General features: G+C 75.4%; 6 protein-coding genes. 1 reads left to right on the top strand and 5 read right to left on the bottom strand.

Going from position 1 to position 10,969, the window contains the following annotated elements; all coding sequences use genetic code 11:
* Positions 1-75 precede the first annotated feature (75 nt).
* The gene (locus tag AB0946_RS27160; protein WP_366763254.1) at positions 76-1,071 is read right to left on the bottom strand and encodes a helix-turn-helix domain-containing protein; all 996 of its coding nucleotides are present in this window, start codon (positions 1,069-1,071) and stop codon (positions 76-78) included.
* Positions 1,072-1,930: 859 nt separating this feature from the next.
* Here AB0946_RS27160 and AB0946_RS27155 point away from each other — a divergent pair.
* Complete coding sequence (locus AB0946_RS27155) at positions 1,931-2,137, top strand: hypothetical protein (protein WP_366763253.1); 207 nt, start codon at positions 1,931-1,933, stop codon at positions 2,135-2,137.
* A gap of 301 nt (positions 2,138-2,438) precedes the next feature.
* On the opposite strand, the gene AB0946_RS27150 is transcribed toward AB0946_RS27155, so the two are convergent.
* From AB0946_RS27150 to AB0946_RS27135, 4 genes are all read right to left on the bottom strand, one after another.
* The gene (locus tag AB0946_RS27150) at positions 2,439-5,354 is read right to left on the bottom strand and encodes an AAA family ATPase (RefSeq protein ID WP_366763252.1); all 2,916 of its coding nucleotides are present in this window, start codon (positions 5,352-5,354) and stop codon (positions 2,439-2,441) included.
* 154 nt (positions 5,355-5,508) lie between these two features.
* Positions 5,509-8,619 carry a type 2 lanthipeptide synthetase LanM family protein gene (locus tag AB0946_RS27145; RefSeq protein WP_366763251.1) on the bottom strand — a complete coding sequence of 1,037 codons (3,111 nt, stop codon included), beginning with the start codon at positions 8,617-8,619 and terminating at the stop codon, positions 5,509-5,511.
* 127 nt (positions 8,620-8,746) lie between these two features.
* Positions 8,747-9,487 carry a peptidase E gene (locus AB0946_RS27140; RefSeq protein ID WP_366763250.1) on the bottom strand — a complete coding sequence of 247 codons (741 nt, stop codon included), beginning with the start codon at positions 9,485-9,487 and terminating at the stop codon, positions 8,747-8,749.
* Positions 9,488-9,713: 226 nt separating this feature from the next.
* Positions 9,714-10,883, bottom strand: a complete 1,170-nt coding sequence (locus AB0946_RS27135; protein ID WP_366763249.1) for a PP2C family protein-serine/threonine phosphatase — start codon at positions 10,881-10,883, stop codon at positions 9,714-9,716.
* Positions 10,884-10,969 lie beyond the last annotated feature (86 nt).

Genomic DNA, 10,969 nt, shown 5'->3' with positions numbered 1-10,969 from the left:
CCGTGAAGGGGCCGGACCTCGTCGTGGAGGTCCGGCCCCTTCACCATGCGCCGGTCACGCCGGGTGCGCGGCGCCTCAGGCCACGTCCTCGGCGCGGATGCCGCCGCTGGCGAGCGCCAGCGCGCCGAGCTGAAACCGGCTCTGGGCACCGAACCGGTCGGTCAGCTTCTCCGACAGCCGGCGCACCGTGCGCAGCGAGACGTCCATCCTGCGGGCCGCCGCCGCGTCCGTGAGCCCCTGCGCCCACAGCCGGAGCACATGCTGCTCCTGCAAGGAGAGGTCGCCGCCGGTACGGGGGCGCGCCTGCGTGAACGGCACGGCCTCCTTCCACAGCCGGGCGAACAGGGTCGCGAAGGCTTCCGTGACCGACTCGACGCCGCACGCCATCGCGCCGATCACGCTGTGGCCGCCGACGACCGGCACCACGGCATGCCTCCGGTCGGAGAGGATCATCCACACCGGCAACGACGGCAGCGTGCGGACGGTGCCGCCGCACTCCTCGGCGCGGCGCAGGTGCTCCGTCGCCCCGGGGTCGTTGCGGACGCTCTCCAGCACGATGGCGCGTGCGGGAGTGCGGCGACGGCGCAGGATCTCGTCCACCGGCCGGCCGGCCTCCAGGGCCGCCGTGTCCAGCCGCTCGGCCGGTCCGACGGTCAGCCACTCGTTCGCGCACTCCTCGGCGAGAGAGGTGACGTGCCGCCACACGGCGTCCGCGCCGGCCAGCCACTCGACGTCCGGGACACTCGCACGGCCGCGCCGCCCGCGCTCCGTCAGCAGCCGCGTCACCTCCAGCCGGCTGCCCTCCACCTGGAGGCGGTGACGGGCGAGTTCGTCCTGCTGCCGGGCGAGCATCGCCGCCAGCCCGACCTCCGGATCGACCGGACGCCAGCCGCTCGCGGAATCCCCCGGGACGACGAGCAGCAGGGCCGACAGCCGCTCCAGCCCCTCCTCGACCGTTTCCTCGGTCTCTCCCAGATGCTCGGCCAGCTCGGACACCTTCGCGCCGGGCCGGTCGGCCATCGCGACGTACACGCTGCGCGCAACGGAGTCGATACCCAGAGAGGTCCGCATGTCGTCCACTCCTGTAAGTCTTGTCGTACGGCACCTGTTGGCTGTGGGACACGGGTGGAGATCGAGCCGACGGCGCCCCCCGGGACACGACCGCGGGCCGCCGGCCGGACACCAGTAGAACGGGAGCCGCCGCGACGGCGGATGAGGGCCGAACCCCCAAGTTCCTCGCGCACGGCCACGCCCGGGTCGGGCGAGGGCACCGCCACGGGCGGCGCTCCCGCCCGGACGCCGGCTCTCCGGCGCTTGCGCCCGCCGCGCCCTGAGGGCGGACCGGACACCACCGCCGCACCGGCCGCCGACGCGTCGCCCCGTACGCACGAAGGGCGTCCTCGACGGGTCGTGCACGCCCCCATATACCCGCACGGCCGCCCACCCGCCCCGTACACCCCCGGCCACCCGGCAGCCGGCCCCGTCGTCGGCCGCCCCCACGTCGCCGGCCTGCGCTTCTCGCCCGGCCGGGCGGCACGGTCCGATCCGGCGTCGCCCGGCACCACGTGCCCCGCGGCCCCCTGTTCCCCATCAGCCGGCGGCACCGCGCAAGGGCCGCCGGGAAATATGGGGGACAGTTCCCCATGCGGGCCCCCACCGCATCTGTGACCTTGTTCTCGTGAGCGAATCAGCAGCACCCGAGACTCCCCGCAGCGCGCAACCCCCGGCCCTCGTCCGACGGGCCGTCACGAACCTCCAGCCCGGCACCGGCCGCGAACCGCTCCGCACCGGCGCTCCCGTCCCGGCCACGGCGATCGCCGAACGTCGCCGTACCGGCCGGCCCTCCGCACGCTGAGAGTCACCCGGCGGTTCTGCCCACGCCGTTCGCCCGCCTTCCCGTACCCGCCCTCACAGACACGAGGTTTTCCCCATGGCCGAGCTCCGTCGCGACGACTCCTCCGCTCCCGCCGACCTCCCCGCCCGTCCGGCCGACGACTCGGACGCCGCCGGCGGCATCACCCTGTCAGGCCGCAACCGCGCCTGCGCCCGAGCCCGCGTCCTGGCCGGCATGGTCCTCACCAGCGGACTCGTCATCACCCTGACCTCGATCGACACCTCGGTCTCGGCCCCGCACTGAAACGCCCGCCCCGCGCCGGGGCGCCGGCGGCGTCCTGGCCGGCCACACCTCGTCCCCACCGACGCCGGACGCACACCACCGGACCGGCGGGAACGAACCGAGGCGGGAAGCCGAGCTGCTCCGGCCGACCGGCACGGCCCCTCGTGGACGCGGTACGGCCGGCACGCAGCAGGGCCTCCATTCCCGTACCGCGCCGGGCAGGTCCGACGAGGCCGGCCGGACCCCACGCGGCAGGGCCGGCTGCCGAGTCCCCGGCCCCGTCCGGCGGATCCCCGGCGCCGCGGGAACCGGCAGACAGGATTCAGACGTCCCGCAGGGCGGCCGACTGCGCGCACAGGTCCGCGCGGTTCGCCGCCCCCGTCTTCGTGACCAGGCTCGCGATGTGCTTCTCCGCCGTGCGCGGTGAGATGAACAGCCGGTCGGCGATGTCCTTGTTGCTCAGCCGCTCCGCCAGGAGCCGGAACACCTCGAACTCCCGCACCGTGACGCCTTGGGCGCGCAGCCGGTCGGGGATGCCGCTGGTGCCGGTGCGGTGCTGGTGCACGGAGGCGCCGAGCCGGCGCAGCCCCGCCCGGCACGCGCCCGCGACGGCCTGGACGTCCCGCTCGTGGAAGTAGTGTTCCGCCCGCCGCAGCCAGCCCACGGGATCGCCCCAGCCGTCCTGGTGCGCCGCGTCCGCGATGAGCCGCAGCCCGAGGTGCCGGGCCAGCGGGTACGGCTCGGCCACCGCGAGCGCGGCCTCCACCGTGGCAGCCGCCCGCTCACCCGCCCCCTCGCGGCCCAGCAGCACGGCGTCGCTCAGCAGCACGAACTGACGGTTCCAGCGCATCCGGGCGACGGCGGTGGCGGTGATCTCCTCGTGCCGCGCCCGGTCCGCCTCCCCGGCGAGCACGTCCAGCAGCAGGACCAGGCCGTGGGTGCCGCCGAGGTGGTAGGTCGAGGGGTTGCCCGCCTCCAGCGCCAGCACCTGCCGCAGTTCCTCCCGGGCGAGGCCGCGGTTCTCCTCCAGCAGAGCGCAGAACGTCCGGGCCAGACCGCGGCCGAGCGCTTCCTCCTGCGAACCGGCGCCGTCCCACTCGGCGAAAGCCGCCAGCGACCGCTCCATCGCGCCCCGGTCGGCGTGGTGGGCCGCCAGGACGGCCTGGGCCATCAGGACGTACCGCACGACGGGCGCGAGACGCAGCCTGCGCACGACGGCCATGCACTCGGCGGCGGCCGACCGGGCGGTGTCGTAGTGGCCGCGCAGCACCGCGTCCAGCACCAGGATGCCGTCCACGGTGTGGACGATGTTCACGGAGCCGAGCCGCAGCGCCTCCTCGCGCACCGCCAGCAGGCCCGTGGTGTCGCCGTCGGCCAGCCAGGCGTTGCCACCGAGCCGAGTGGCCGCGTACATGCGCTGGAGAGGGAGACGGTGGCGCTCCGCCGTGGCCAGTGCCTGGCCGAGCATCGCCGCCGACTCCTCGGGGTCCCGCTCACGGGCCACCGTCGCGAGCAGTTCCCGGGCCTGGCAGGCGACGACCGGCAGACCGTGCCGTTCGGCGGTGTCGGCGGCGGACCGGGCCAGCTTCTCCGCGTGCTGGGTACGGTCGGGCCCCGGCGTGTCGAGGGCCAGGTAGGCGGCCGTGACGTCGACGGCCGCGGCGACCGACTCGTCCGGTGCCGCGGCCAGCACCTCACGGGCGCGGGCTATCTGCCGGTTGCCGTCACTCCACCGGCCCGCCGTGTGGGCGACCTTGGCCAGCCGGGTGTGCAGCGTGGCCAGACGGACGGGGCTGAGCCCCGAACCGTCCAGCGCGTGCAGGTCCTCGGCGAGGTCGAGGGCGCGGGCGAAGTCGCCGGCCTCCGCGAGGGCCGGCAGCAGGTTCTCCAGCACCATCGCCCGCGACTGCGGGTCGCCCGCGTCGGCCAGCAGGCCCTCCGACCGGCTCAGCAGGGTGACGGCGGAACCGAGGGCCCCGGCCGCCAGCGCCCGGCTGCCCGCCTCCGCGAACAGCAGGCCGGCCTGCACCTTGTCGCCCGCCGTGCTGCGCAGCCCCGCCGCGAGCGCGCACCAGTCACCGGCCAGGTCCGGATGCAGCTCCTCGACCGCCTCCGCGCCCCGCCGGGCCAGCTCCGCGCGCAGGCCCGGGGTCATCTGCGTGAACAGCGCCTCCACCGTGAGCGAGTGACGGAAGGAGTACCAGTCCGGCGCGGGTTCGTCGGGAACCACCAGCCGTGCGGCCACCCCCGCGTGCAGATGGCTGAGCAGGGCCCGGTCGTCGACGCCGGTCATGCGTTGCAGGACCGTGAGCGGGAAACGCCGGCCGAGCACGGCCGCGGCCGACAGCAGGGTCAGGCCCTGCGCGCCGAGCCGGTCGATACGCCGCACGATGCCACGCGCCAGCGACGAGGAGACGTCGCTGCGGAGGTTGCCGACCGCCCGCCAGCCCTCCGGCCCCCGCACCAGGGTGCCGGCCCCGATCATCGACTGGAGCAGTTCCTCGACCAGGTACGGGCTCCCCGAACTGTCCTCCCACAGCCGCTCCAGCACCGCCGCGGGCACCTGCTCCGGACCGTCGGTCCCGAGCTGCGCCGCGATCATCTCGTGCGTCTGGGGCCGGGTCAGCGGCGGCAGTTCCACCAGGGTGGCCGCGCCGCGCCGGCGGGCCGACTGCGCGAGGTCGAGGGCGTCGCTGAAATCCGTCCGGACCGTGGCGAGCAGCAGGACGGGCGAGTACTCCAGGTTGTCCACCAGGTATTCGAGGACGCCGAGCGTTTCCGGGTCGGCGTCGTGCAGGTCCTCCAGCAGCAGCAACTGGCCCTGCCCGCGCCCGGCGGCGATGAGCAGGCGCAGTACCGCCTCGCCCAGGATCACCATGGAACTGCTGTCCCGTTCGCCGGTGTCCCAGTCCGGGATCAACCGCCCGAGAACCGGCCGGTAGGGACCGAGGGCCAGGTCGTCGATGGGTTCGCCCCCGCGGAAGAGCGGCATCAGGGCTTCGGTGAGCGGTCGGAACGGTACGGCCGGTCCCGTGGTGCTGCTGCGGCCCCGCAGCACCCGCATCCCGGCACCCAGTGCCCCGCCGACGGCCTCCGCCGCGACCCGCGACTTGCCGACACCGGCCTCTCCCACGAGGAACACGACACCGCCGCGACTCTGGCGCGTGTCTGCCAGAGCACGTTCTAACAGGGCCAGTTGGGAGTCCCGTCCGACCAGAGAAGGCGCATGGGAACGCATGAACGCAGATAGTAATCGGACATCGGCCACCGCGGCAGGCCGCGCAGCCGGGGACTGGTTCCGCCACCCCCGTCACGGTCCGAGGCGCGAGCCGGGTCTGGGCCCGCGGGGGTGGTGCGCCGGAGCGGGGAGGGGGCGGCCAGGAACCGGGCTGCTACAGGAGCAGCAGGGACGGCACGCTGTCGGGCCGGGCGAGGCGGAGGAGCCCGTAGCCGATGCCGGACAGGCCCGTCAGCAGCCCGGGGGAGGGGACGTGGTCGGGAGTGGCGCAACGATGGCTCTGCGCCTCGACCAGCGCGAGCACCTGCCCGGAACATCGGGACAGCGCCCCGGCGGCCACCGTGTCACCCCGCCCGGCGAGCGTGACCAGCGCCTCCAGCGTGCCGAGCGTGCCCTGTCCGAGACTCAGACCGGGACCCACCTCGGCGTCCGCCAGGAAGGGGGTCAGCGCGCCGGCGGCGGTCAGCGGCGCCGCGGCGGCCACGCCGGCGAGCCCGGAGACCCAGGAGAGGTCGGCGGGCGCGGTCCGTACCGTGCGGACCGCGGCACGCAGCAGCGCGTCGGCGGCTCCCGCGTGCGCGGCGGCCCGCTCCGGACGACAGCCGGCGTAGCGGCGCAGAGCCCAGCCGATCCCGGCCGCGCCGTCCGCGAACCCGGGCCCGCCACCGACGCCCGCGGACGGACCCTGCCGGTCCGGTCCGCGCACCGCGGCCAGCAGCAGGTCCGCCACCGCGTCGGCCAGCCGCAGCGCCTCGGGTGTCCCGGTCGCCTCGTGCGCGGCGACGGCGGCGGTCAGCGCCCCGGCCGCGCCACCGGCGAGCCCCGGATCGGCGCAGGCGGCCACGGCGTGCCCGAGCGCGGTGAGCGCGTCGGGCAGACAGTCCGTCAGGTCCTCACCCAGTAACGCGGACAGCCTCACCAGCGCGTGGACCACACCGGCGAGCCCGGCGTAGGCGCCGGGTCCGGCCGCCGCGCTCAGCTCGGGATCGGCGGCCAGCGCCTTCATCAGGGCGGGCAGTGGCCGGACCGCCTCCCGGGCCAGCGCGGCGTACCGGCCGGCCCCGGTCAGCGCGTCCGCCTGCGCCAGGAACAGCGCCACCCCGCAGTACCCCTGCCCCAGCCCGGCACCCATCGGCAGCACGGCCCAGTGCGGACCCGACACCTGCTCCAGGCCCAGCCAGTTGGTCCGGCCGCCGCCGCGTACCGCGCGGGCGGCGATCTCGTCGGCGACGCCGCACGCGGCGGCCAGCAGCCGCGAGGCGTCCGGCACGACCGCCGGGAGCGGGGCGACGGCGAGTTCGGAGCGCCGCGCCAGGGGTGAACCGTTGCCGCGCGCCGCCAGCGTCGCCGAGATGATCCACTCCTGGTCGTGGCAGTCGACCTCGTCCATCCGGGCCAGCTTCTCGCCGACCGCGGTGAGGGCGGCCACCGGCAGCACGTCCGGCAACCACGTGTCATCGGCCGCCCGGACCCCTGTACCGGACGGCCGATGCACGAACAGGGGGACGTCACCGCGCCACAGCTGTGCGGTCTCGTGCTCGATCAGGCGCCGGCGGGCCTGGTCGTGCTCGGACTCGGTCCACAGCACCGCGAACACACCCTCCCGCGCCAGGGCGTCGGCGAGCAGCGACGGATGGGCGGACTCCTCGAGCAGCGTGGCGTACAGACGGGTGGAGCGCACGATGAGGCGCGCGGGGCTGTCCGCGTGCCGCGCCAGCGGCCCGCCCGGGGCGAGCAGTTCACGACCGTGCGCGGCCAGCGCCGCGTAACCGGTGCGGAACCCCTCCAGCAGGGCCGCCCGGTGGTCGGCCCCTTCCAGGGGCACCCCCGTCGGCAGCGGCTGGTTCTGCGCGGCCGGGCTGAGCACCGCCCCCCGTACCGCCCGCATCGTGTCCTCGCCGCTGTCCTCCCAGTGCAGGCCCTCGCTCGGGAAGGTGCCCTCGGCGTCCCGGCCCAGCGCGGAGATGTCCAGCGCGCCGTGCTCACCGATGAGCAGGTGGGGCAGCAGACAGGTGCGGTGCACCGAGGCCTGCAGGGCGTCCGCCGCAGGGTCGGCGCCGGCCGTCATGGCCTGCGGAAGGCCGGTGTGCAGCAGGGTCTCCGCGTCGACCAGGACCGGCTGGTCGCCACAGGCGATGACGTTCTCGTAGTGCATGTCGGCGCCGTCCACCGCGTACAGCAGAGCCAGCAGCGCGCCCTGGTGCCGGTAGAAGGCATCGGCCTCGGTGCCCGACCGGCACCAGCGGTGCTCCACGAACTCCAGCCAGCCGTACCCCGGCCGGCGCACACTGCGCGGTGTGCGCAGGGCGAGGCCGGGCACCTTGGTGCCGAGCCAGGCCGTCAGGTCGTCCAGCAGGCCGTGCTGGTCGAGCGGCCGGGGCTTGTACACGAGCCGGCCGCCGCCGGCGAAGCGCAGGACCGCGACCGCCCGGTTGCCCTGGTGGGCGTCGCCCAGACCCAGGTCCACCGCGGCCAGCGCACCGGGCCCGCGCCCGTCGAGGAGCTCGCTGACCAGGTCCTCCCGGTCGGTCTGGAACCGCGTCACCAGCTCCACCGCGGCGTCCGCCGCGTCCAGCGCGGTCTGCGCGAGCATCCGGGCCAGCACCGGGTAGGACGCGAACAGCGCCGACAGGCCACGCCGAGCGCCGGTGGCGGCGACGAACGAGACGAACCGCTCCCGCGGGTCCGCGCCCGCGAGCCGCCCGGCGCGCCGGGCCCGGGACAGCTCGTGGACCAGGGTCCGGGCCGCCTGCCGGGTCAGCTGCTCGGTCAGCCGCCGCTCGAACGCCGCCCGCCACACGCCCTGTTCGGTCGCGGACACGTCCGCCGTGCGGCGGGTCAGCAGCTCTGCGGCCGGGGTGACGAGCGGCCGCACGACGACGGCGAAGACCGCGGGGCCGGTGCCGTCCATGGCCGGCACGTCGACACGCTCGGGGGCGGCGGCCAGTGCCGCCTCGGCGTAGCCGGCCCAGCGGGGCTTGGCCACGCGGGCGGCGAGGTGCTCGGCGGTCTCCGTGGCGAGGGCCGCCGCGGTGGCCCCGTCCACCCCGAGGTGGGCCAGTCGCGCGGCGAAGCCCTCGCCGTCCCCGAGGTTCCACGGGGCCCGCCCGGCGGCGGCAGCGGCGGGCGCCGCCGGGAGGCCGGGTGCGGCGAGCCGCTCCGCCAGCGTCAGCGCCGGGGCCCACCAGGCGTGGGGCGGGCCGGCGCTGAGCGGGCTCGGAAGGCTGGCGGTCCGGGGAGCCGGGAGGTCGGCGGTCTCAGTCACGGGGATCAAGGTGCCAGACCTCCGCGACGGCCACATGGGGAAGTGCCCCCCATATTCCTGGGACACCCGTGTACGCCGACGAGGAGCGGCCACCGCGTGGACGTCCCGTACCGGCGGGAGCGGCCGCTCAGAACCGGGGCGCGGGCAGCAGCCGCGGCTCGATCCGCTCCTCCGCCGTCCCGGTGCCGGAGCGGCCGACCACGTAGGCCCCCTTGCCCGGCAGTTCCGCCACGGCCTCGACCAGCTCGGTGCCCCGGTAGACCAGGCCCACCCCGTCGTCGGTGCAGTGGGCCGTCCGGAAGGCGCCCTCGGCGACCAGCCGGTGGATCAGCGGGCGCCTCCCCGCGTCGGAGTCGTAGTGCACGCCGTTGCCGTACGGCAGCAGGCCCAGCCCGTCGGTGACCGGGCGCAGCCCGGGGCCGAAGGAGTCCGTGGCGCCGCCCTCGAACCAGCAGATGGAACCCGCGCTGACGCCGGCGAGCACCACACCCGCCCGCCACGCGCGCCGCATGATCGCGTCCAGCCCGTGCACCCGCCACACGGCGAGCAGGTTGGCCACCGAACCGCCCATCACCCACACCACGTCGTGCGCGAGGACCGTGCCCTCGACGTCCTCGACGTTCGGCATCGGGAACAGTTGCAGGGGGGTGAGGTCGTATCCCGCCACCCGGGCCGCCTCCGTCACCCGCGCCGTCACGTGTTCGGCGTCACCGGTCGCCGTGCCGACGTACAGGATGCGGGGGCGCCTGCCGTGCACCCCGGAGAGGTCGACCGCGTGGTGGACGAGCGCGTCGAAGAGCAGCCGGGTGCGCGTACCGGCACGGAGCCCTCCGGACGTGGCGAGGATGGTCGGTTCCGCAGCGGTCACACGCGTGATCGTAGCGCCGGGTGCGGCGCCGGTGTCCCGGCCCCGGAAGACGAACGTCCTCTCGGCATCCCGCGGTTGGTGTGTCTCGTCGACGTCGACCGCAGGAGCGGCACCGCTGAGTCCCGGCCTCCCGCCAGTCGCGGAGGTCTGGGGCGGCGGTGTGATCGGTCACGTGCTCCGAGCCGGACGGGCGTGCCTCGACGCCGGCCCGTGCCGGCGAGGCCGGTCATCCTCGGGGACCGTGCCAGTCCATGATGAGCACGGTGGCGTCGTCCTTGAGGTTGCCCTCGCAGACGTCCCATACCGCGGTCGTCAGCGCGCGTACGGCCTCCCTGGGATGGCAGTCGCGCGTGTCGCGCACCAGAGAGGCCAGGTCGGCGGCCGCGGCACCGCGTTCCTGCATGCCGTCGGTGAGCAGGATCAGACGGTCGCCGGGGCACAACCGCAGCTCCTGGAGCCGGTAGGAGGTGGGCGCCGCCACGCCGAACGGCAGGTTGACCGCGAGCTTGACCTCCTCGGCCTCGGCAGCACCCTTCCGCAGGCGCAGAGGCCAGGGGTGTCCCGCGTTGACCAGTTCGCAGACGCCCGTCTCGAGGCGTACGCACAGCAGTTGGCCCGTGGCCAGCCCGCGCTTGTGGTCCAGCAGGGCCTCGTGGGCACGACGGGCCTGCTGGAGCGCGTCACAGCCACTGCGGCGGGCACCGCGCAGGGCGCCCATGAGCAGCGTGGCCAGCAGGGCGGACTCCGTGTCGTGGCCCATGGCGTCGGTGATGGACAGGTGCAGCGTGTCGCGGTCGAGGGTGTAGTCGTACGTGTCGCCGCCGATGTCGTCGGCCGGGACCAGGCCGGCGGCGAGGGTGAACTGGGGGGCCTCGCAGCAGGAGGCGGAGGGGAGTAGCTGGTGCTGGATCTCGGCGGCGAGGCTGGTCCGGGTGGTCCGCCGGCCCACGTGGTAGAGGTCCGTGAAGCGACGGTCCGTGACGATGACGTAGGCCAGGGCGTGGGCCGCTTCCGCGACCTGCGCGAGTACGCCGTCGTCGGGGTACGGCAGCGTCACCTCCAGCAGACCGATGCAGTCGCCGCGGTTGGTCACCGGTGAGATCACGCGCCGCCGGCCCGGGCCGTCCGGTTCCACGTGCTGGCGCTGGCTGCGCAGGACCGTGTCGTACACGCTGCCCTGCAGGCCGATGCGCTCGGCGCGGTCCGGCGCGCCGCCCTCGGCCGACACGGCCAGGCGCAGCAGCCGCTGCCCCAGGAGATCGGCGAACAGGAACGACACACGCTCGGCCCTGAAGCGCTTGCGCAGGTCGTCCGCGATCACGCCGACGGACTCCCCGGGCGGCGCGGCCTCCGCCGCGGCCAGAAGCTCACCCAGCTGCAGGTCTCCCTCACCCACGGCAACCTCCCATCCGATGTCGCACGTCTTCCCCCGGTCGCGCCGAGTGCACCCGTGCGTCCGTCACACCGCCCAGGCGGCCGCGC

It is taken from the genome of Streptomyces sp. NPDC046870 (assembly GCF_040704595.1).
Classification (GTDB): Bacteria; Actinomycetota; Actinomycetes; order Streptomycetales; family Streptomycetaceae; genus Streptomyces; species Streptomyces argyrophylli.
The sequence above is the reverse complement of the archived record's forward strand: the minus strand, read 5'-3'. Positions and strand labels throughout refer to the sequence as shown.

What these genes read in the sequence shown, in the direction of transcription:
- AB0946_RS27160 (WP_366763254.1), bottom strand. Translation starts at nt 1,071, where the DNA reads ATGCGGACCTCTCTGGGTATCGACTCCGTTGCGCGCAGCGTGTACGTC.
- AB0946_RS27155 (WP_366763253.1), top strand. Translation starts at nt 1,931, where the DNA reads ATGGCCGAGCTCCGTCGCGACGACTCCTCCGCTCCCGCCGACCTCCCC.
- AB0946_RS27150 (WP_366763252.1), bottom strand. Translation starts at nt 5,354, where the DNA reads ATGCGTTCCCATGCGCCTTCTCTGGTCGGACGGGACTCCCAACTGGCC.